General features: G+C 43.8%; 19 protein-coding genes and 1 tRNA gene. 15 read left to right on the top strand and 5 right to left on the bottom strand.

Features of this window, described 5'->3' with window-relative positions; translation table 11 throughout:
* Positions 1-22: 22 nt before the first annotated feature.
* From ACTWQL_RS02950 to ACTWQL_RS02925, 6 genes are all read left to right on the top strand, one after another.
* Positions 23-481: an 8-oxo-dGTP diphosphatase gene (locus tag ACTWQL_RS02950; RefSeq protein ID WP_443140924.1), complete on the top strand. Its 459-nt coding sequence runs from the start codon at positions 23-25 to the stop codon at positions 479-481.
* 89 nt (positions 482-570) lie between these two features.
* A complete protein-coding gene (gene rapZ, locus ACTWQL_RS02945) occupies positions 571-1,470 on the top strand; it encodes an RNase adapter RapZ (protein ID WP_443140923.1) in 900 nt (299 codons plus the stop codon).
* On the top strand, positions 1,454-2,407 hold the full coding sequence (locus ACTWQL_RS02940; RefSeq protein ID WP_443140922.1) for a gluconeogenesis factor YvcK family protein: 954 nt from the start codon (positions 1,454-1,456) through the stop codon (positions 2,405-2,407). Before rapZ ends, ACTWQL_RS02940 begins: the two co-directional genes overlap by 17 nt.
* 36 nt (positions 2,408-2,443) lie before the next feature.
* Positions 2,444-3,379, top strand: a complete 936-nt coding sequence (whiA, locus tag ACTWQL_RS02935) for a DNA-binding protein WhiA (protein WP_443141457.1) — start codon at positions 2,444-2,446, stop codon at positions 3,377-3,379.
* Between the two features lie 114 nt (positions 3,380-3,493).
* The gene (locus tag ACTWQL_RS02930; RefSeq protein WP_443140921.1) at positions 3,494-3,751 is read left to right on the top strand and encodes an HPr family phosphocarrier protein; all 258 of its coding nucleotides are present in this window, start codon (positions 3,494-3,496) and stop codon (positions 3,749-3,751) included.
* A gap of 154 nt (positions 3,752-3,905) precedes the next feature.
* Complete coding sequence (locus ACTWQL_RS02925; protein WP_443140920.1) at positions 3,906-4,760, top strand: VOC family protein; 855 nt, start codon at positions 3,906-3,908, stop codon at positions 4,758-4,760.
* A gap of 291 nt (positions 4,761-5,051) precedes the next feature.
* Here ACTWQL_RS02925 and ACTWQL_RS02920 read toward each other — a convergent pair whose 3' ends face one another.
* Complete coding sequence (locus ACTWQL_RS02920) at positions 5,052-5,657, bottom strand: peroxiredoxin (RefSeq protein ID WP_443141456.1); 606 nt, start codon at positions 5,655-5,657, stop codon at positions 5,052-5,054.
* A 122-nt stretch (positions 5,658-5,779) separates the two neighbouring features.
* On the opposite strand from ACTWQL_RS02920, the gene ACTWQL_RS02915 reads away from it, so the two are divergent.
* On the top strand, positions 5,780-5,968 hold the full coding sequence (locus tag ACTWQL_RS02915) for a hypothetical protein (protein ID WP_443140919.1): 189 nt from the start codon (positions 5,780-5,782) through the stop codon (positions 5,966-5,968).
* Between the two features lie 3 nt (positions 5,969-5,971).
* Here ACTWQL_RS02915 and ACTWQL_RS02910 read toward each other — a convergent pair whose 3' ends face one another.
* Positions 5,972-6,415, bottom strand: a complete 444-nt coding sequence (locus ACTWQL_RS02910; RefSeq protein ID WP_443140918.1) for a Gmad2 immunoglobulin-like domain-containing protein — start codon at positions 6,413-6,415, stop codon at positions 5,972-5,974.
* 131 nt (positions 6,416-6,546) lie between these two features.
* Entirely contained in the window at positions 6,547-7,146 is a 600-nt protein-coding gene (gene clpP, locus ACTWQL_RS02905; protein WP_221566861.1) for an ATP-dependent Clp endopeptidase proteolytic subunit ClpP, read from the bottom strand.
* Between the two features lie 536 nt (positions 7,147-7,682).
* Between clpP and fdhF the strand changes: the two genes are divergently transcribed.
* Together fdhF and ACTWQL_RS02895 are read left to right on the top strand one after the other, a co-directional pair.
* A complete protein-coding gene (fdhF, locus tag ACTWQL_RS02900) occupies positions 7,683-10,628 on the top strand; it encodes a formate dehydrogenase subunit alpha (RefSeq protein ID WP_443141455.1) in 2,946 nt (981 codons plus the stop codon).
* The gene (locus ACTWQL_RS02895) at positions 10,628-11,101 is read left to right on the top strand and encodes a DUF1641 domain-containing protein (protein WP_443140917.1); all 474 of its coding nucleotides are present in this window, start codon (positions 10,628-10,630) and stop codon (positions 11,099-11,101) included. The genes fdhF and ACTWQL_RS02895 overlap by 1 nt, the downstream gene beginning before the upstream one ends.
* Before the next feature lie 357 nt (positions 11,102-11,458).
* On the opposite strand, the gene ACTWQL_RS02890 is transcribed toward ACTWQL_RS02895, so the two are convergent.
* Positions 11,459-12,451, bottom strand: a complete 993-nt coding sequence (locus ACTWQL_RS02890; RefSeq protein ID WP_443140916.1) for an LCP family protein — start codon at positions 12,449-12,451, stop codon at positions 11,459-11,461.
* Positions 12,452-12,841: 390 nt separating this feature from the next.
* On the opposite strand from ACTWQL_RS02890, the gene ACTWQL_RS02885 reads away from it, so the two are divergent.
* Positions 12,842-13,882, top strand: a complete 1,041-nt coding sequence (locus ACTWQL_RS02885) for a M14 family metallopeptidase (RefSeq protein ID WP_443140915.1) — start codon at positions 12,842-12,844, stop codon at positions 13,880-13,882.
* Positions 13,883-13,941: 59 nt separating this feature from the next.
* Entirely contained in the window at positions 13,942-15,081 is a 1,140-nt protein-coding gene (locus ACTWQL_RS02880; RefSeq protein ID WP_443140914.1) for a M14 family zinc carboxypeptidase, read from the top strand.
* 448 nt (positions 15,082-15,529) lie between these two features.
* On the opposite strand, the gene ACTWQL_RS02875 is transcribed toward ACTWQL_RS02880, so the two are convergent.
* A tRNA-Arg gene (locus tag ACTWQL_RS02875) sits at positions 15,530-15,602 on the bottom strand.
* Positions 15,603-15,742: 140 nt separating this feature from the next.
* Between ACTWQL_RS02875 and dcuS the strand changes: the two genes are divergently transcribed.
* From dcuS to ACTWQL_RS02855, 4 genes are all read left to right on the top strand, one after another.
* Positions 15,743-17,362, top strand: a complete 1,620-nt coding sequence (gene dcuS, locus ACTWQL_RS02870; RefSeq protein ID WP_443140913.1) for a DcuS/MalK family sensor histidine kinase — start codon at positions 15,743-15,745, stop codon at positions 17,360-17,362.
* Complete coding sequence (locus ACTWQL_RS02865) at positions 17,355-18,065, top strand: response regulator (RefSeq protein WP_443140912.1); 711 nt, start codon at positions 17,355-17,357, stop codon at positions 18,063-18,065. Before dcuS ends, ACTWQL_RS02865 begins: the two co-directional genes overlap by 8 nt.
* A 179-nt stretch (positions 18,066-18,244) precedes the next feature.
* The gene (locus ACTWQL_RS02860) at positions 18,245-19,567 is read left to right on the top strand and encodes a 2-hydroxycarboxylate transporter family protein (protein ID WP_443140911.1); all 1,323 of its coding nucleotides are present in this window, start codon (positions 18,245-18,247) and stop codon (positions 19,565-19,567) included.
* A gap of 855 nt (positions 19,568-20,422) precedes the next feature.
* Entirely contained in the window at positions 20,423-21,328 is a 906-nt protein-coding gene (locus ACTWQL_RS02855) for an AEC family transporter (RefSeq protein ID WP_443140910.1), read from the top strand.
* The last annotated feature ends 65 nt before the right edge of the window (positions 21,329-21,393 follow it).

Genomic DNA, 21,393 nt, shown 5'->3' with positions numbered 1-21,393 from the left:
ATTGAGGAAAGAGGTGAATCATGTGCAACGAGTGACGAATTGTGTACTCGAAAAAGATAATCAAATCTTAGTGCTTCAAAAACCTCGTCGCGGATGGTGGGTAGCCCCCGGTGGAAAAATGGAGTCTGAAGAGACCATCAAGGATGCGGTTATCCGAGAGTACCGTGAAGAAACAGGTCTTTATCTATTGAATCCTAAGTTAAAAGGTGTTTTCAACTTTATCATTAAAGAAGATGAGCAGATTGTAGAAGAGTGGATGATGTTCACTTTCTATGCGACTGATTATGAAGGTGAAGTGCTCTCTGAATCGGAGGAAGGGAAATTAGCCTGGAAACCGAAAGAAGAGATATCAGACTTACCGATGGCTCCCGGCGATCATCATATCCATGATTACATGATGACAGGCAACGGGATGATCATCGGAACGTTTACGTATACACCAGATTTCAAACTGCTCAGTTATCGATTAGATCCATCTTAAAAAGGTTGTCCACGACATACAAGGCATTGATCAGCACACAGGGCTGGATCATACCTTTGGGCACAGATTAATGGAAAGGCGGGGTATAGATGGAACAACAAGAATTTAAAATGGTCATCATCACAGGTATGTCTGGTGCTGGAAAAACTGTAGCGATGCAAAGCTTCGAGGACCTTGGCTATTTCTGTGTCGATAACCTGCCTCCTGCGCTGCTGCCAAAATTCGTCGAGCTGATGGAAGATTCCACAGGAAAGCTGACGAAAGTAGCGCTCGTCATGGATTTACGAGGACGGGAATTTTTCGATCAATTATTTGAGACAATCGATGAGATGTCCGATTCCTCAGTCATAAAGCCGCATATTCTGTTTTTGGATGCAGCAGATGCGACACTAGTCCAGCGATATAAAGAGACAAGACGCTCACATCCGCTTGCGCCGGACGGATTGCCGCTCGACGGAATCAAAAACGAAAGAGAATTGCTAGAAGAGCTTAAAGGCAGAGCTCAGAAGATTTTAGATACGACTGATATGAAGCCGAAACAGCTTCGGGAAAATATCATTGAACGATACAAAACAAATGAATCACATCCGTTCACGATCAATGTTTTGTCGTTCGGTTTCAAATACGGAATGCCTATCGATGCGGACCTTGTGTTCGATGTGCGTTTTTTGCCGAACCCTCATTATATTGAGCATATGCGACCAAAAACAGGATTGGAAGAAGAGGTATCTTCCTATGTACTGAAATGGTCCGAAACTCAGAAATTCATCGAAAAGCTGACAGGATTGCTGGACTTCATCATTCCGCATTACAAACGGGAAGGGAAAAGCCAGCTTGTGATCGCAGTCGGATGTACTGGCGGAAAGCATCGTTCAGTCACCCTTGCTGAACACCTGAAGGATTATTTGAGCAAAGAATATCACGTCCATAGCAGCCATCGTGATATCAAGAAAGATAAAAAGGTACCTGAAGTTGAATCAAAGGCCTAAAATAGTCGTTTTCGGCGGGGGAACGGGATTGTCAGTCCTGTTGAGAGGGTTAAAGAAGTTCCCCGTCGATATAACAGCGATCGTAACGGTTGCTGACGATGGCGGGAGTTCAGGGAGATTAAGGGAAGAGCTTGATATCATACCTCCAGGGGACATCCGGAATGTGCTAGCCGCGCTTTCGGAAGTGGAGCCTCTTGTCGAGCAATTGTTCCAGCATCGGTTCACAAACGGAAATGGCTTGTCTGGACACTCGTTAGGAAATCTTTTGTTGGCTGCAATGTCAGATATCACCGGAAACTTCGTAACAGGGATCCGGGAGTTATCCAAGGTTTTGAACGTACGAGGAAAGGTACTGCCGGCATCCGATCATCGTGTCATTTTAAATGCAGAGATGAACGATGGAACGATCGTGTCAGGTGAGTCGAAAATACCGCATACAGGGAAAAAGATTGTGCGTGTCTTTTTGACGCCAGATACAGTGAAACCGCTGGATGAGAGTTTACGAGCGATTCATGATGCGGACCTCATCTTGATCGGTCCGGGAAGCCTCTACACGAGCATCCTGCCGAGCTTGCTCGTACCAGGGATTACAGAAGAGATCAAGAAATCGAAAGCGAAAAGTGTCTATATATGCAACGTGATGACGCAGCCAGGCGAGACAGATCACTTTACCGCCTCTGATCACGTGAATATTCTCGTTGCCCACATCGGTCAGCAGATAATTGATACGATAATTGTCAATAATGATAATGTACCGGCTGATGTGTTGACGAAATATGAAGAAGAAGGTGGAGAGCCTGTCGAATATGATGAGGCGAGGTTGAAATCCTTTGGCTTTGATGTGATCAGTGATAAAATAGTGCAATACAATGATTCGCTGATCAGGCATGATGCAAAACGCGTTTCAGAAATCATTTTAGATGTCGTTTCAAAATAGAACCCCAAAACAGGAAAACTAGAGGGGGTGTACATGGTGTCCTTTGCGTCAGATACAAAGAAAGAATTGACGAAGCTAGAACTGAAAAAGTGCTGTTCGAAAGCTGAGCTCTCGGCATTGATCCGGATGAACGGGTCGCTCTCGTTAGCGAATAAAGAAATCATCCTGGATATACCGACTGAAAATGCAGCGATAGCACGTAGGATTTATACATTGATTAAACAGTTATATGGCTATCCAGCCGAGTTGCTTGTCCGTAAAAAAATGAGATTGAAGAAAAATAACGTCTACATCGTTCGGATCAAACAAGATTCGAGAGCGTTATTGAATGAACTGGATATCATGGGAGAAGGGTTTTCCTTCAAGCGGGACGTTTCGAAAGATATCACGAAAAAAAGCTGCTGCAAGCGGTCTTATTTAAGAGGTACTTTCCTTGCAGGGGGATCCTTGAACCACCCAGAGACCTCCTACCATTTAGAAATTTTCTCAATGTATGAAGAACATACACAATCTTTACTTGAATTGATGAATTCTTTCGAATTGAATGCTAAAATGTTAGAACGGAAAAAAGGATTCATCATCTACTTGAAAGAAGGAGAAAAGATCTCCGAATTCCTCACCTTGATCGGCGCTCATAATGCATTGTTGTATTTTGAAGATGTCCGGATCATGAAAGATATGCGGAATTCAGTCAACCGTCTTGTGAACTGTGAAACAGCGAATCTGAATAAAACCGTCGGGGCATCAATGCGTCAAGTGGAGAATATCCGTTTGATCGAGCGGGAAGTCGGGTTGGAGAAACTGCCGGACAAACTTCGCGAAATCGCTGAGCTTCGGGTAAAATATCAGGATGTGACGTTACAAGAGCTTGGAGATCTCGTCACCTCTGGTCCAATCAGTAAATCGGGAATCAATCACCGTTTACGGAAGCTGGATGAAATGGCCAATAAAATACGCCAGGGACAATTGTAAGTCCGGCGTTTTTCTTTTAGAGTCTTAAGAGAACGCTTTCAAAAATTTCTTACATTTATTCTTGGGTGTGGATATATAAATCTATATAGGGAATGTACAAGGAGGAATGATCCATTGTTAGAAAAAGAATTGACGGTTGAATTGAAAACCGGCTTGCAGGCCCGTCCTGCCGCATTGTTTGTCCAAGAAGCAAATCGTTTTGCCTCAGATGTATTTTTAGAAAAAGACGGGAAGAAAGTGAATGCGAAAAGCATCATGGGCATCATGAGCTTAGCTGTCGGATCAGGTTCTAAGGTGACGATCGTTACAGACGGAAGAGATGAAGAAGAAGCACTGAATGCATTAGGAAGATACATCACAACATCTGAATAGGTTCTACATAAAAACACTGTCTCAACAAAAGGGATGGTGTTTTTTTTTGTGTGATTGAACTAAATTTACTTATTGTAAGTTGTAAAAAAGTCTGATATAGTATAGTTAATAACTTACAAAAAGTAAGTGAAATGTACTAAAGGAGGAAGCTGTTATGGAATTTCATCGCAATTCAAACATTTACGTCGGGCTTGTCCATTTGGCTGTTTCAGATTTACAGCAGTCAATCGACTTTTATACAGATCTCATAGGATTTTCAGTTTTAGAGGAAAAGGACGGATTCGTCTCATTGACAGCTGATGGTAAACTTCCGCTCGTTACACTTGAAGAGAAAAAGGACGCCGAGCCGAAGCAGAGAAGGACGACAGGGCTTTACCATTTTGCAATCCTGGTGCCAACAAGAGAAGATCTCGGTGCATCCTTAAAAAGACTCGTGGACAAACAGTATCCATTGCACGGTGGTTCCGATCACCTGTTCAGCGAAGCCCTTTATTTGGCTGATCCAGATGGAAATGGGATTGAAATCTATACAGACCGTCCTGCCGATCAATGGATATGGAATGATGGGGAACTGCCGTTTGTCAGTGATCCTCTAGATATGGAAGACCTGCTAAAGTCGGCTGATACAAAATCGTGGGATGGATTGCCTGCTGACACTGTTATCGGACATATCCACCTCCATGTCAACGATCTCGAACAAGCGAAGCGATTTTATGTGACTGGTCTCGGTTTCGATATCACCGTCCCATTCCGTCATCAGGCTTTATTTGTTGCTTCAGGTGGATATCATCACCATGTGGGCCTTAACACATGGAATGGAACAAGTGCACCGCGGCCCCAAGAAAAAGAAGCAGGATTGAAATGGTACACGATCGTTTTTCCAAATGAACGACAACTGATGGAGACCGCTGCACGATTACACGCTTTAGGTTACAAGGCTGACAAAGAGGAGCAGCACGTTTTTACAGAAGATCCTTCTGGAAACTGTATAAAGCTTGTCGTATCATGAACATCAGCTATCGGGCTGATGTTTTTTATTCGTGTAGTTCGATGCAATTATTCGGACAGTAGGAGAGGCGTGATACTGTTAGGAAACAGGGCGATACGGGACAGGGACAGGGACAGGTAAAAAACACGAGCAGATGTCCCGAAACAGGGCGATACGGGACAGGAGTAGGTAAAAAACACGAGCAGCTGTCCCGAACAAGGCGATACGGGACAGGAGCAGGTAAAAAACACGAACAGCTGTCCCGAATCAACTTTTATTACTCTTTTTATAGACGCATCATCTAGCAAGCTGTCAGATTTTCCCGATCATGGCTGGATTCCGTTTTATACCTGGCTGGCCGGGCAACCAGTTGGCTGGGACTCCTTCTCCTGTACTTCTCCCGTATTGGATCCCTTGAAGCAATCTTAAAATTTCATAGACATTTCGTCCCACTTCAAGTGGATTGATGAGCCTTGAAACGATCACGCTGTCTGGATCAACGAACACGGTAGCCCGAAGCGCGGCGCCTGTCTTTTCATTCAACACACGATAAGCGCGACTGATCACCTGTGTCCGATCACTGACAAGCGGGAAATTGACTTTTGCAGCTGAAGGAGATGTTTCTGTAAATACTTTGTGAGCGTACACACTGTCCGTGCTGATTGCCAAAACCTCAGCATTCAACGTACGGAGCTTAGGATAAATGGCAGCGACCGCCGCCAGTTCCGTCGGTCAAACAAACGTGAAGTCACTTCCATAGAAAAAAAGAATCACCCATTTCCCTTTATAATTTTCAAGCGAAACCTCGGTTATTTTTTTCTCCGTGTTACTGTATGCTTCAGCGGTGAAAAGGGGTGCTTCGTTGTTTGTTTGTGCACAAAAGGGCAGTTCACATGTTTCCAACTCTTCGACAGTGATTCGAGTTTCAAAGCCTTCCAAGTCCTCACCTCGATAGTTATGTCTTCGCTTTATTCCTATTTCTGGTATCCTTGAAATATACATGTGTGCGAGTCAAGATAAAAAACGAGGAGGGGTTTAGGTTGGTTACGTTTGCATGGGTGATTTTCTTTTTGATTCTTGGGCTGTTGTTCTATTTTCGGATCCGGATGGGGCGTGCTTATCATGGTCGCTTGTATTGCCAGGTACGTGGCAAAGCTTCGAGACCGTCTGGATTTAAACTTAGTCGTTCACCGAAGCATTGTCCTCATTGCCAGTCCATGCTTCGGTAAACATCACTCGGTTTTCAAAGGAATTTCTAAAACGTTAATTTCTGACCCGTCCTTTGCGCTAGATACGAAGATTTTTAAAATCAATTTCGAATCGATAGTGTCAGGAACGGTGATGACTCGTTCGAACTCGCCCCAGCCAGGTGCCCCTTCAGAAGCTGTTATGAAATCATTCTCGAGAACCGTTTCACCATCCTTCAGTTCATATTGGAAATTGGCCTCGAAAACTCTAGCTTTGCCTTTGAACACGAACTCTTCATTCACCGTTTGATCCGGAAGAGGTGAGGCGATTTTAAAAACCTTATTTTCGATAAGATCCTCTGAATTATTTTCATCTGATGCGTCAGTCGAGCCATCTGAGTGATCAGGGTTCCGAATAACATCATCATTGACTGCGTAGCTTCCTAGTCCTAACATCGCTATGAAAAACAGGATAAGGAACACCTTCATTTGTCTTCCTCCTTTTTCTTCGTACGTTACCAAATCTTCTATATCAGTTTATGAGCATGATAGGAGAAAGCCTACTGTTGGAAATAAAAAAACTGACCCCGAAATGATTCGGAGCCAGTCTCATAAAATACTTATTTGTTATCCACATTCACTGGTTTTTCAATAACGTCGTCGATCAGACCGTATTCTTTTGCACGGTGTGCGCTCATGAAGTTATCACGATCCGTATCGCGTTCTACAACTTCAACCGGTTGACCAGAGCGGTCTGCAATAATCTTGTTGATCTTCTCGCGCATTTCAATGATGCGGCGAGCATGGATTTCAATGTCAGCAGCCTGACCTTGTGTACCGCCAAGCGGCTGGTGGATCATGACTTCACTGTTCGGCAGTGCGAAACGTTTTCCAGGTTCCCCTGCTGTAAGTAAGAATGCACCCATAGATGCTGCCATACCGATACAGATTGTGCTGACTTTCGGCTTGATGAATTGCATCGTATCATAGATCGCCATACCTGCTGTGATGGATCCTCCAGGACTGTTGATGTAAAGCGAAATGTCTTTTTCAGGATCTTCTGCAGCTAAGAATAATAATTGTGCGACGATCGAGTTAGCAACATTGTCATCAATTGCGCTCCCTAGCATGATGATGCGATCTTTTAGAAGGCGGGAGTAGATATCATAGGCACGTTCCCCGCGGTTCGTTTGTTCAATAACTGTTGGGATTAAGTTCATATTCAGAAATCCTCCTCTTTCCATAAGTATCTTTATGGCTTTAATTTCATCTTACTCAATAGGTCAATATAGGTCAAACTATTAGGCTCTTACTAGCGGATTTTTCGTTCGACGTTTTTTTCTCTTTTCAAAAAGCTTTGTTTTCCGAGGACGATCCGTAAGCCTGGGTCTCGCCTGGCTCGCTGTTCCCGCAGGAGTGTTGTGGCTTTTGTTTGAAACAACATTCGTATATTACAAAGCTTTAGAAAAGAACTTATGACCGTTATGTAAGAAGCTATGTATACATCATATCATTTTTCCCTTTCTTAACCGATTTAAACGTCCAATTCTTCAAAAGAAATCGCGAAGGACCCTGATTCCGTTGATGGGTGAGGTGTTTTCGTATTAATGAAAGGTGGTTTATACCAAGTTTGAAAGGGAAACAATGTACTAGATAGGGAACTTTTCAAATTCATATAAGGGAGCAGTGGATTTCTATGAAGCTTGCTCCTTTCCATTATGGGAGTAAAAGAGGAGGTTCAATCGTGTCTGATGAAATGATTCGAGTCAATGTCAATGGTGAGGAGTACCAGACGTCGGCAGGTCAGAATGTACTTCAATTCCTGAAAGCGGAAGATGTCGATGTACCGGCAATCTGTTTTCACGAAAGCCTTGGCCCGATCGAGAGCTGTGATACGTGTATCGTTGAGGTAAATGGGGAGCTGCAGCGTGCTTGTGGGATGAAGCTTGAAGCGGATATGGAAATCAATACGCAGCATGAAGATGTACATAAAGCACAGGATTACGCGATGGATAAGATTCTGCACAAGCATGAATTGTATTGTACGGTGTGTGACTATAATAACGGTCGCTGCGATATCCATAACACAGTGGCTGAGATGCAGAAGGAACATCAGAATATTCCTTTCCAATCGAAGGGGTATGACATCGATGATTCAGGGTCCTTTTATCGATATGATCCGAACCAATGTATATTGTGCGGCCGGTGCGTGGAGGTTTGTCAGGATATCGAAGTCAATGAAACCCTTACGATTGATTGGGAGCGTGAACAGCCACGTGTCCTCTGGGATAATGATGTTCCGATTGATGAATCCTCCTGTGTCAACTGCGGACAGTGTGTAACCGTGTGTCCGTGTAATGCTTTGATGGAAAAATCAATGATCAAGGAAGCGGGCTACCTTTCGAACGTCGAACAGGGAACGCTGCGGTCGATGATCGATTTTACGAAAAATGTTGAATCCGGTTTCGGTCCATTGTTCGCGATATCGGATACCGAAGCGGAAATGCGTGAGGATCGCATCCGGAAAACAAAAACGGTCTGTACGTATTGCGGAGTCGGCTGCAGTTTCGATGTGTGGACGAAAGACCGGCATATTTTAAAAATCCAGCCGCAGCCTGAAGCGCCAGCCAATGGAATCTCGACTTGTGTGAAAGGAAAGTTCGGCTGGGATTATGTGAATAGTGAAGAGAGACTGACGAAGCCTCTTATCCGAGAAGGGGATACATTCAAGGAAGTGGAATGGGCCGAGGCAATCTCGTATGTCGCAAAAAGATTGAAAGAAATCCACGCGGAAAGCGGCCCTGAAGCACTCGGTTTCATTGCTTCTTCCAAAGCGACGAATGAAGAATCCTATTTGATGCAGAAGCTAGCGCGTCAAATCTTCGGGACCAACAACGTGGATAACTGTTCGAGGTATTGCCAGTCTCCTGCTACAAAAGGATTGTTCCGGACAGTAGGTTATGGCGGGGACGCTGGTTCACTCAAGGATATTGAAACAGCCAGTCTTGTCATCACGATCGGCTCGAACACGGCAGAGTCCCACCCGGTTTTGGCTTCTAAAATCAAGCGGTCTCAAAAGCTGTTCGGCCAGAAAATGATCGTCGCAGATATCCGTGAGCATGAGATGGCTGAACGTGCGGATATGTTCATCCAGCCGAAACCAGGTTCGGATCTCGTCTGGCTTTCTGCAGTAACGAACTACATTGTTGAACAAGGTTGGCATGACAAGGAATTTTTGAAGAACCGTGTTATAAATGTCGAGGAGTACCTTGAAAAGATCCAGAAATTCACACTGGATTATGCTGAAAAAGAGACGGGACTTTCGAAAGACACGATGATTAAAATTGCTGAAGCGATTCATGAGTCAGATTCAACTGTTATCTGCTGGGCAATGGGCGTTACGCAACAAAAGGGCGGAAGCGACACCAGTACGGCGATCTCCAATTTGCTGATCGTAACCGGGAACTATGGTCGTCATGGAACGGGTGCCTATCCGCTCAGAGGGCACAACAACGTCCAGGGGTGCAGTGATTTCGGAAGCATGCCAAACACTTTTTCAGGCTATCAAGATGTCCAGAATGATGAGATCCGTAAAAAGTTTGAAGAGGCATGGGGCGTGAATTTGAACGGCGAACCAGGGTTGACGAATCATGGTATGGTCGATGCGATCCATGATGGAACGTTACGCGCCCTTTATCTCCAGGGTGAGGATATGGGGATCGTGGATGCAAATGCGAATTACGTCCAGCGCGGTTTTGAAAAGCTTGATTTCTTTGTGGTCCAGGATCTGTTTTTATCACGAACGTCCGAATTTGCGGATGTGATTTTACCGGCTGTACCTAGCCTTGAAAAAGAGGGGACATTTACGAATACGGAAAGACGGATCCAGCGCATCTATCCCGCTCTTCCGACGTTGGGTGATGCTAAGCCAGACTGGGAAATCACGCAGATGCTCGCAAATGAACTTGGAGCCGGATGGAAGTACGAGGGACCTGCCCAGGTCATGGATGAAATCGCGAAGCTGACCCCAATGTTCGCAGGTGTTTCTTATGAACGGATGGAAGGATATAAAAGTCTGATTTGGCCAGTCGATGAAGAGGGAATTGATATGCCGATGCTTTATGAAGAAAAATTCCATTTCGATGATGGTCGGGCAAGGTTGTTTTTCGTCGATTGGACAGAACCGACAGGAACAGACGAGGAGTACGACTTGCACGTCAATAGCGGCCGTTTGCTTGAACATTTCCATGAAGGGAATATGACATACAAGTCACACGGAATTACCCGAAAAACGCCACATGCGTTCATCGAAGTATCCCATGAACTTGCGAAAGATCGAGGATTGAAAGACGGCTCGATGGTACGGCTGACGTCACGGACGGGGTCAGTTAAAGGCAGGGTTGTGGTCACAGAGCGAGTGAAAGGGAAAGAGCTCTATATTCCGTTGAATGACAATGGTGATCTCGCTGTCAACAAGTTGACCTCAAGTGAAGTCGACAAGGATACGGATACACCGGCTTACAAAGATACAGCGGTGAAGATGGAATTGCTTGATTTCGAAGGAGAGAGACCGCTACCGCATAACAACCATCGATTCGGTAACCGTCAGCCTCAAATCGGTATCAAAGTCGAGGAAAAATGGGAGAGAGATGATTATGTGTTTCCTGGCAATGTCGTGCGTAAGAAGGAAGTGAAAAAGTAATGGCAAAACCTACTCGGAAAGTCGAACCACTTGTTCCTTCCAAAGAAGAGGTCCGTGAAAAAGGCATGGAGGAGATCGAACAAGCGCTGGCAGAACGAAAGGATGCGATACTGGATCTGATCGTGCTGGTTGACAGACTTCATGAAAGCGACATGCTGCCGTTGCTAAGTGCAATGGTGAATCATCGGGAGCAAGCAACGTCCGCATTCTTCAGGGAGATCAATCGTCCGCATAACGCGAAGTTCGCTCGGAATGTCGTCGATTTCATCGGATTCTTAGGAACGATCGAATTCTCGAAAATGCAGCCATTCATGGAAAAGATCAACCATGGCGTACTGGAAGCCACCGAAGAGGAAGAAAAAGATGAAATGATCAGCATGTTTCAGCTGATCAAAACCTTGAAGGATCCCGAAGTCAACCGCTCCATCCGCATGATCCTCGCCTTCCTCAAAGGCATGGGCAAAGAAGAATAAACCCGGTGCTTTTGCCTCGGTGCCAGGCACCCTTTCAGAACCCTTGCCGCGCAAGGGTTCTTTCTGCGTGCCAGGTACACTTTGAAAAGCGTTGGGGGACAAGGGATTGCAAAATGTACCTGGCACCGATTAAGAATGCAGTGATACCAAGGGGTTTCAATCGGTGCCTGGTACACCCCGAAGTGCTTGGTACCGCAGTCAATAAGAAAAGCTGCCCATTGTGACATCTTTTTGATGTCAGTGGGCAGCTTTTTTGCATTTAAAGAAAGGATAAAACTTTTTTCAATATAAGCGCAACTTTAGCTCAGCCTGCGCCAAAGGCTTGGCTTTGCTAAGTTTTCTTTAAACTTTTCATTATTACGATTCGGGTTCTTCGTCTTCGTTTTTGGTTGTCATGTTGGTTGAATTTTCATCCATTCCAAGGAACTCTTTCAAGGCCTGTCTGTTTTGTTCTATATCCATTTCAAGCACTTGGCCGACACCCTGGTAAGTCGGATCATTCCAAGAGTTATCGATCGGAATTTTCATCGTTTCGATCTGACTTTTGTTTAACATGACATCTTTCGCAAGGCCCATGGCTGTAAACATTTTCATATTCGTGTCAATGTAAGGCTGGATTGTTCCCATTACCTTAGGAAGCTTGGAAATGCCGTAAAGGCTTGTGAACTCGTCTTTCACTTTCGAAATCACTTTTTGCTGACGTTTAACACGTCCGAAATCTCCTTCAGCATCATGACGGAATCTTGCATACCCGAGTAATTGTTTACCGTTCAAATTTTGGACACCGGGTTCAAGTGTGACCCCGATATTTTGAGACATCCGTTTTTCGACATCCATCTCGATACCCTCTGGCGCGATCGTATCGACCACCTGTTCAAAGCCTTTGAAATCAACCAGGGCATAGTAATGGATATCTATATCGAAGTTGTGTTTGATCGTTTTCCGCAAGAGTTCCGGTCCGCCATGGAAGAAGGCAGTATTGATTTTATTCTTGCTATAGCCGGGAATTTCAACATAAGAGTCCCGCATCAATGAGACTAGTTTCGTTTCATCGGTCTTCGTGTCATATTGTGCAATCATGATCGTATCCGTTCTAGAGTCTTCCTCACCTCTACGATCGACTCCTAGTAACAGCACATTGTATTTGCCTTCTATTTTTTCATCTGGCGCATTGAATTCATAGTCACTTTCCATCTCTTCAGAAGGTGTTGCTTGCTGAAGCCCTTGATAGTATTGGATCGCAGCATAAGCTGCAACCGCGATAAAAAGAATCGCCAAGACCATTAACGTCTTCTTCAGAAAGCTTCCCTTCTTGCGCTTTTGTTTTTTTCGTTCTATTCGTGAGGGCATTTCTATGGTCACCACCGTAAGTAGTTGGTTATTTCTAATCCTATATCCTGATGAATTATATCATACTTTTCGAATGACTACACAGTATTATCAGTATAGCCGCCAAAAGATCTCCTTATAGATAGACGATTAAAATACTCCAGAGTTTCAAAAAATCGGAAGATAAATACAAATAAATTGTCGAATTAGATTATATCCCGATACAAAAGAGAATGTACAGATAACTCTATATAAAAGACTAGTTCTCCAGCCCCTCCTTTTGTAAAAGATTGTCTGTATTTGTCGAAACTTTAGACGTTCTTGCCTGATTATTTTCATATTGAAGGTAAATTGTCGTTTTTAAAAGAAGAATGTACATATATTTCGATTCACGAAAGGAAGGGAAAAAGAATGAAGAAAACGATGACGGTCTTGTCTAGTGTGACACTTTGTGCTGGAATGTTTTTCAGTTTTCCTGTGGGAAACGTCAGTGCTGTTGGAGAAGGTCCTAATTACAATGGCAATGAAACAATCAAAAATGAAAGGCTTCACAACTATGAGGAAATGGTGGCTTTCTTAGAAAAACAAGACAAAAAATCTGAAGCGTTGACCGTAGAATCATATGGTAAATCCGTTAAAGATCGAGACCTTTATCTTGCAAAATTCATCAGCAATCCTGAAAACCCTACGATTCTGTTTTTAACCCAGCAACATGGAAATGAAACCTTGACGACAGAAGGTGCCTTGAAGATGATCCAGCACCTTACATCGAATGGGAAAGAGGTACAAGACATTTTAGAAAAAGTGAATGTACTTATTGCTCCTCGTTTGAATGTGGATGGTGCAGAAGGAGATGTCAATTTCTCACTTGAAGATTATGTCTCAGGAACCCATACACGCTATAACGCAAATGAGGTGGATCTAAATCGCGATCATGTTGCAAAAGAACAGCCGGAAACCCAAGCGTTCCATGAGTTCGTGCTGCAAAAGTATCAACCAGATTATATGATCGACCTACACCATCAAGGAACGCAAACAACGTTAGGGGATAGTGATGAGCTTGTGTCAGGATCGATTCTTTATCCAACGAATGAGAATGTGTCAGCTGATGTTGTCGAAAAGTCTAAAAAGCTTGGTTCAGTTGTTTATGAAGCGGTCGAAGCGAAAGGCTACGGAACACTCTCCAAGTACGTTGGTGGAACAGCTCCTACAATCGGACGTAACGGAATTGCGCTCGAATACGGAATCTCAACACTGTTGATGGAAATGAGAGGAATGGCTGACCATTATTACGAACCTTATGTATTAGGCCAAAAGAGTAACGGTTACTTGATCCAGCAAGCTGTTGTGGCAATGGACGCTGCTTTAAAAGCAATTGCCGACGGATCGATAGAAACAGCGGATACGTCATTCTGGGATACACTTCCGGAAAGTGGCTGGAAAGGCGAATAACAACATAGCAAGATAAAAAAATGATATACGGATTTTTACAACACAGGAGGTTTTCGAGCGTGGATAAATTGTTGAAATTCATCACTTTACTGTCAATTGCCGGATTGGTTTTAGGTTCCACTGGCGTCTATGCTGCCGGTAGTACGAAACCAGGAGGACCCTCAACGAATGGGAATGATAACATCAGCAGTATCATGACATATGAAGAAATGGTCGATCAATTACATCATCTTGAACAAAAAAGTGATGGAAAAATTGAAGTGTCGACGCTTGATGATTACGGAACAACTGAACAAGGACGAAGCATCTATACTGCTAAAGTCGGAAACGGTGATACGAAGGTCTGGATCCAAGCACAGATTCATGGCGATGAGAAGCTGACGACAGAAGCTGTCATGCAACTTTTAAAAACGTTGGGGAGTTCGGGTAATCCTGATGTTAAAACACTCTTAGATGAACTTACTCTATACGTCATCCCTATGTACAATCCGGATGGAAGCATCATGAACAAGCGCGAAACATTGTTGATGGATGAAAACGGTGAACCTGTGAATGATTCCGCCTATGTCGACCTAAACAGAGATTGGACGTTAGATGGTTTCGAAGCAAAGGAATCGGAAGTCGTCTATGCTTATTGGGCAGATATTAAGCCGGATTTTGCAATCGACCTTCATCATCAAGGCTTTAAGACGGTTTATGGAACAAATGAAGCCACCAGCTTCTCACTCGGTATTTCGTTGGCACCAGACGGACCAACACTTCCTGGGTTGAAGGATGGTTACTATAATACAGTGACCAAACAGATGCAAGCTTATGTTTATGATAAGCTTACCAACTATGGGTATACACACATCGATCAATATCAAGTCGGTGGGGATGATGCCAAGTATTATATTGACATCAAAGGCGGAGTGGTTTCAGCTATGATGCTCGGGTTGAATTACAATAATCTGAATCCTGATGGCCATAGCAACCCTGCAATCTTTTTCGAAACGAAAGGGAATACAAGGGAAGGGAATTTAGGGCAGAAATCGAATGGTTATTTAACCAAGCAAAACTACCTGGCCTTAAAAGAATTGTTGAGTGGGATCGCAACGCAGGAAATCGAGAATGTAGATCCGGATCGCTGGAATGACATCCCGGCTTATCCTGCTGCCGGATACTTGACTGATTACGCAGGGATTTTACAGATTCAATAAGGCTTACAAATAGGGACCTGAAGGCTGAACGCGGCCTATGGGTCTTTTTTTTGAAAAGATAAGAAAGAATGGAATTTGGCTCTACCACAGTACATTTTGTACGGCTTGTTCACGATTGCTGTAAGAATTGAAAGCTGTCCGGAGCAGGGTCTAATTGGGACAGGAAGTCGAGAAAAAGTGGAAGCCTGTCAGAATTCGGATCTGATCGGGACAGTGGAAGGAGAAAAGAGAGTGGTGAGTCCCAAAACAGGCGTAATTGGGACAGGGGGGAGGAGAAAAAGGCGGTGGTGAGTCTCAAAACAGGCGTAATGGGGACAGTGGAAGGATCAAAAGCGTGGTCCCTGTCCCAAGATAGACGTAATTGGAAATTTATTAGATATCGTGCCAGTTTTCACCCCAAAAAAAAGGAACAGCCCTAAGTGTATTAGGACAGTCCCTTTCTCTTAAGCGCGCTCGGAGGGATTCGAACCCCCGACACATGGTACCGGAAACCATTGCTCTATCCCCTGAGCTACGAGCGCATGATGGTAATTGTAAAATAAGGACTCTATAATGGGAAATAGAAAAAAACGATGCATTGGATATTATAATGTAGACTGGTCTTTGATGCAATTAATAATTTCAAACAGCGCAAAAATTCATGACTGGGAGGATGAGCAGGATGAAACTGAAAATACCTAACATCCGGTTACAAACAACAATCATCTTGCTTGTATGCAGCGTCGTCATCCTGGCACTGCTCGTCACTTATCTCCTCATAGGTGAAGAGGTTTCTGAGCGTACACAAGTGCATTTAGAAGAAAAAGCAACGAATATATCGAGAATGGTCGCCAATTCTCCAGTCGTCATCAATAGTATGGAAGGCGAACTGCCGGAAGAGGAGATCCAAACGTTTGCTGAAGATATCCGGGAAGTGACGAATGTGGACTACGTCGTCGTTTTTGATATGAACAGTGTCCGGAAGTCCCATCCTGATGAAGAAAAGATCGGCAAAACGTTTGTTGGCGGTGATGAGGGTGAAGTTTTAAAAGGGAATGAGCATGTATCGATTGCAAAAGGGACACTAGGTATGTCCCTCAGATCATTTACACCGATCTACAACTCTGAAGGCACTAACCAAATCGGTGCAGTTGCGGTCGGAATTTCATTGAGCAGTATTGAACAAGCCGTCAGCAAGAGCAGATACATCATCTATATCGGTATCCTGTTCGGAGCGGTGATCGGTGTTATCGGAGCTATCTTCCTCGGCAGACGTGTCCGGAAAATCCTCTTTGGTCTCGAACCTTCGCAAATCGCGAAAGTACTGGAAGAGCGGAATAAAATGCTACAGTCGACTGTGGAAGGGATCTTGACCATCGATGAAGATGGGAAAGTGACACTTGCGAACGATACAGCTAAAAAAATCTTTCGTGAGGCTGGACTGAAGGACGAATTGATCGGCAAGCAAATCGATTCCTTCATGCCTGATTCGAACCTTATCAAGGTCATTAGGACCGGGGTCCCATTGCTCGATCAAGAGACCAACTTGAATGGTATCACTTTGCTGGCGAACATCGTCCCAATCAAAGTGGATAATCGAGTGGTGGGGGCTATATCGACCTTCCGTGATCTGACCGAAATCAAACGTCTTGCAGAGGAACTGACAGGAGTGAAAATGTATGCGGAAGCACTCCGAGCCCAGGCGCACGAGTTCAAAAACAAGCTTCATGTCATCCTTGGAATGGTCCATATGAAATCCTACGATCAACTGCCCGAATACATTAATCAGATTACGAACCATTACCAGGAAGAAATCGGTTTTATCGCAAAACGGATCAAGGACCCGATTTTAGCTGGATTTGTTCTTGCCAAGATGAGTTATGCCCGTGAACAGAACAAGAATGTTTTATTATCAGAAGACACATTAGTGCCCGTGCCTCGCAATCAGGAAATCACTCATGAAATCATCACCATCGTCGGAAATCTGATCGATAATGCATTGGAGGCTGTCAAGAATGCGAAAGACAAAAAAGTATTGGTCAGTTTTGTCTTTGATGAAGAGGAAGAGTGTCTTACACTTGAAGTGAAAGACAAAGGTATAGGGATGAACGAGGAAAAGTTAAATCAAGTCTTCGAAAAAGGATATTCTACAAAAGATTCAGAGAGGGGCTATGGTCTGCATCTTGTGAATGAAAGTATTCAAAAATTAGATGGTGATGTGAGTGTCACCTCTCAACCAGGAAAAGGTACTATTTTTGAAGTACGTATCCCTTATAAAAGTAAGGATGAAAGTGATGATTAATGTATTGATTGTAGAAGATGACCCAATGGTAGCGGAATTCAATAAACGATACTTAGAACAAATGGAAGGTTTCAATCTTGTCTCTGTTTCAAGCGATGGGGCTGCAGCCTTCAAAGTGCTGGAACAAGAAAAAGTCGACTTGATTTTGCTTGATATTTTCATGCCGGGGATCAACGGGTTGGAATTTTTATCTGAGGTACGTGCGAAAGATGCAGCCTTGGATGTGATCGTCATATCAGCGGCGAATGATAAGATGAATATCAACAAAGCATTGCGACTGGGTGCGGTGGATTATTTGATCAAACCATTCGAGTTTTATAGGTTTCGGTCATCGTTGGAGAGATATAAAAGCAAGAAAGCTTACTTTGACTTGAATCGTGAACCGAGTCAAAAGGAGCTTGATGAGTTCATGTTCCATAATGATCAAGATGAGTCGGCAGGAAATGAGTTGCCGAAAGGGTTGACAAAAGATACGCTACGCATGGTCTGGATTGAAATAAAAGGCTTGGATCACAACGGTTTTTCAACAGAAGATCTCACCTTCAACGTTGGTATTTCACGCGTTTCGACTCGTAAATATTTAGCTTTTCTAACGGATATCGGTGCTCTAGACGCCCAAACGATATATGGATCCGTCGGTAGGCCACAGACACGGTACCAAAGAGTTCCACAAAGTGAAACCATCATCAAGACCTATTTGTAAACGGTAGCATTGCCGTTTGCTTTTTTTATTTACAAAATACTTTCAATAGTAATAAAACCTTATTTGTGTACGCTTAATCTCCTACAATGCAAAATAAGACTATTTTTGACATGAAAGAGGTGCGGAGATAATTGAAACCGTTTCCAACCTCTAAAATTCAATTGTGAGGAGATGATGATGTGAGTAATCTAGCTTACAAGAACGAAGAGAAGAGCAGTGAGCAACCCCAGGTTCAAGAAGAATCGACGAAAGGACTGACATTATTCAGTACCCCTATCGTATGGTTTGCTATCTTTGGCGTTATCATGTTGGTGGCACTTTACACAAATACATTACCAGGCGGAATGATCGGCAGCTTGATCGTCATGATCATTTTAGGAGAATTGTTCGGTTGGTTAGGCGATCACACTCCTATTGTTAAAACCTATTTAGGTGGGGGAGCGATTGTTGCCATCTTTGGAGCCTCTTTCCTCGTATATGGAAACATACTCCCCGAACAAAGCGTTACAATGATCACCGAATTCATGAAGGATGGCCAGTTTCTGAACTTTTATATCGCAGCCCTAATCACCGGTAGTATACTTGGGATGAACTCGAAGATACTGATCAAGGCTGGCGCGCGGTTTGCTTTACCCCTTCTTTCAGCGGTCTTTGGCGCAATCGTCCTAGCAGGGTTGATTGGTTTTATCGTTGGTTTTGATGTGATGGACGCTATCCTAGTGATTACACTTCCAATCATGGGAGGCGGAATGGGTGCTGGCGCAGTTCCAATGTCCCAAATCTATTCTGAGCTGTTGGGAAATGATCCAAGCTATTATATTTCTATCCTTGTTCCGGCACTAGCTTTAGGGAACGTTTTCGCGATCGTCATCGCAAGTATCCTTAACTTAATCGGTGAGAAGAAGCCTTCGCTGACCGGTAATGGCCAGTTGATGAAAGGTTTTAAATATGAAAAAGAAGAATCTAAACTCGATATCGGCAAAATGGGAGCCGGATTACTTGCGGCACTAGCATTTTTCGTTTTTGGACAAGTATTAGCTGGCTTTATCCCACTCCACGCATACGCACTCATGATCATTGCAGTAGCCGTTTGTAAAATCTTCAACTTCTTGCCGAAGATCGTGGAAGAAGGCGCGAGCCAGTGGTACCAATTTGTTGCAAAGAACTGGACATTCGCATTGCTGATCGGAATCGGAATCGCTTATACCGATCTGAATGCGGTAATCGATGCATTAAGCCTTCAATATATCGCGATTGTCCTGGCTGTCGTTCTAGGTGCAACGATTGGTTCCGCACTGGTTGGTCGAATTGTCGGTTTCTATCCGATTGAATCAGCAATCACAGCTGGATTGTGCATGGCGAATATGGGTGGAACAGGAGACGTTGCAGTTCTATCAGCATCAAGAAGAATGGAACTAATGCCATTCGCGCAAATTTCCTCAAGGCTTGGTGGAGCACTCATTCTACTCTTGGCCGGTGTATTAATCCCGATATTATTTTAAATAAGACAAATGGGGAGGGGACTCCTCATTTGTTTTTCCTTTGGCTGTTATTGCAAACTTTGTTGCTCTTTAAAGTTGTTGCTTTCCGCTCCAAGATGCTCGCTTTCCGCGGGGCGTGCGTGCGGTGAGCCCACTCGTCGCCTTGCGACATTGAAGGGTCTCACCTGTCCCACTGATCCCGCAGGACAAGGAAAGCTTCAGCAGCGTTACATCGCACGAAGAAAATGCGATTTTCATTTTCGAGGAGTCTCGCACCTTGCTCTCCAATCAACTTGCACAAGGTGACTTTTTAAAAATGACTCAAAAGCACCAATCTTTTAGAAAAGAGCCTTTCCTTTTAAAGATCGTATAAAAAATGCTTTCTTCAGCATAAGAGGAACAATAACTCAACCTGCGCCAAAGGCTTGGGTTTTCCAAGTTTCTTTAAGTTAACGGACACCAGAGCCGTTATTTGTGACAAAACCGCTGTTTCTTAAACTTTAACGGACACCACAGACGTTATTTGTGAACAAAGCAGCTGATTATATCGGATATTTCCAAAATAAGGTCCCTGGTGTCCGTTAAGTTTGTGAAATTCCATTATTTTGGTAAAATAAGGTCTTCTGTGTCCGTTAGCGGTAAGTGCAATCTGTAGAGGTAAAACATTGGTTGAAATCATTATGATTTGGCACATGCAGAAGCAGGTCTTTTTGGTTTGAGCCTCCTCTTCAGTTTTCCAGTGACCTATGTGACTCAACGGGTTGCTTCAGCGTTTCATTCGCCCGCGGAAAGCGAGTATATTTCCGCACCATCCACCGGAATTGTGAAAACAACAATCTTTAAAAAAGCTTAAAATAGATTAGTCAGGTGAAAGTCATGTTCTTATTCGATTTGCTTAATATTGTTTTTCCCGTATTTTTCATTATATTGATCGGCTTTATCGTCGGAAGGTATCTAGGGGTGGACCCAAAACCAGTCTCTGATCTATGTATCTATGTTTTTAGTCCTGCCCTGTTCTTTTATTCGGTGACAACTTCATCTCTGGATTTTTCTGATTTAGGGAAAATCGCCCTGTTCGGGGTCACTCTGTTTGCTTTGTTTGCAGGTTTGATGAATGTCATCAGTTATTTCTTCAAGTGGGCTCCTTCTTATAAAAATGCGATGATGCTTGCAAGTGCTTTCCCAAATGCAGGGAACTATGGACTTCCGATCCTCATGTTCACTTTCGGGGAAAAGGGGGTCACGATCGGGATCATCTTTGCGGTCATCCAATCTCTTCTCATGAACTCTGCAGGGATTTACTACGCTTCCAGAAGTGAAGAAACCGGTTTTGGACAAGCCTTTTCAACTATTTTTAAAATGCCTGCATTTGTTGCAATCCTGCTGGCTATTTTTTTGAAATTAGCGGGTATCCAGGTCCCGGTGGCTTTAGCTAACCCGGTTGAACTGTTAGGGAACGCAGCCATACCGGCACTATTGACCTTGCTAGGAATCAACCTTTCCAACATCAATGTGAAGAGTGCGATGTCATTCATCAGCATTGCAACTACTTTCAAACTGATCGTTTATCCGGCGATTGCTTTTCTGATCATCGGATTTTTTTATCCGTTAGATTCACTTTGGGCGAAAGTACTCATCCTTTCGTCTGCCACCCCGACAGCGGCGACGACAACTTTGCTGGCGACAAAATTCGAACTGAAATCGGAGTATGTCTCAAGTGCGATGTTTGTCAGTACAGTGACCAGCTTAGCTACGATTTCCTTTTTATTATTCATGATTTAACGTTCCAGGCTCCCGCTTCCAACCATTTTGAAAATATTTCAAGGTGCTAAAGCGCATACATTTTT

The organism is Pseudalkalibacillus sp. R45 (genome assembly GCF_052246725.1).
Classification (GTDB): domain Bacteria; phylum Bacillota; class Bacilli; order Bacillales; family Fictibacillaceae; genus Pseudalkalibacillus.
The sequence above is the reverse complement of the archived record's forward strand: the minus strand, read 5'-3'. Positions and strand labels throughout refer to the sequence as shown.

What these genes read in the sequence shown, in the direction of transcription:
- rapZ (WP_443140923.1), top strand. Translation starts at nt 571, where the DNA reads ATGGAACAACAAGAATTTAAAATGGTCATCATCACAGGTATGTCTGGT.
- ACTWQL_RS02925 (WP_443140920.1), top strand. Translation starts at nt 3,906, where the DNA reads ATGGAATTTCATCGCAATTCAAACATTTACGTCGGGCTTGTCCATTTG.
- ACTWQL_RS02910 (WP_443140918.1), bottom strand. Translation starts at nt 6,415, where the DNA reads ATGAAGGTGTTCCTTATCCTGTTTTTCATAGCGATGTTAGGACTAGGA.
- clpP (WP_221566861.1), bottom strand. Translation starts at nt 7,146, where the DNA reads ATGAACTTAATCCCAACAGTTATTGAACAAACGAACCGCGGGGAACGT.
- fdhF (WP_443141455.1), top strand. Translation starts at nt 7,683, where the DNA reads ATGATTCGAGTCAATGTCAATGGTGAGGAGTACCAGACGTCGGCAGGT.
- ACTWQL_RS02895 (WP_443140917.1), top strand. Translation starts at nt 10,628, where the DNA reads ATGGCAAAACCTACTCGGAAAGTCGAACCACTTGTTCCTTCCAAAGAA.
- ACTWQL_RS02890 (WP_443140916.1), bottom strand. Translation starts at nt 12,451, where the DNA reads ATGCCCTCACGAATAGAACGAAAAAAACAAAAGCGCAAGAAGGGAAGC.
- ACTWQL_RS02885 (WP_443140915.1), top strand. Translation starts at nt 12,842, where the DNA reads ATGAAGAAAACGATGACGGTCTTGTCTAGTGTGACACTTTGTGCTGGA.
- dcuS (WP_443140913.1), top strand. Translation starts at nt 15,743, where the DNA reads ATGAAACTGAAAATACCTAACATCCGGTTACAAACAACAATCATCTTG.
- ACTWQL_RS02865 (WP_443140912.1), top strand. Translation starts at nt 17,355, where the DNA reads ATGATTAATGTATTGATTGTAGAAGATGACCCAATGGTAGCGGAATTC.
- ACTWQL_RS02855 (WP_443140910.1), top strand. Translation starts at nt 20,423, where the DNA reads ATGTTCTTATTCGATTTGCTTAATATTGTTTTTCCCGTATTTTTCATT.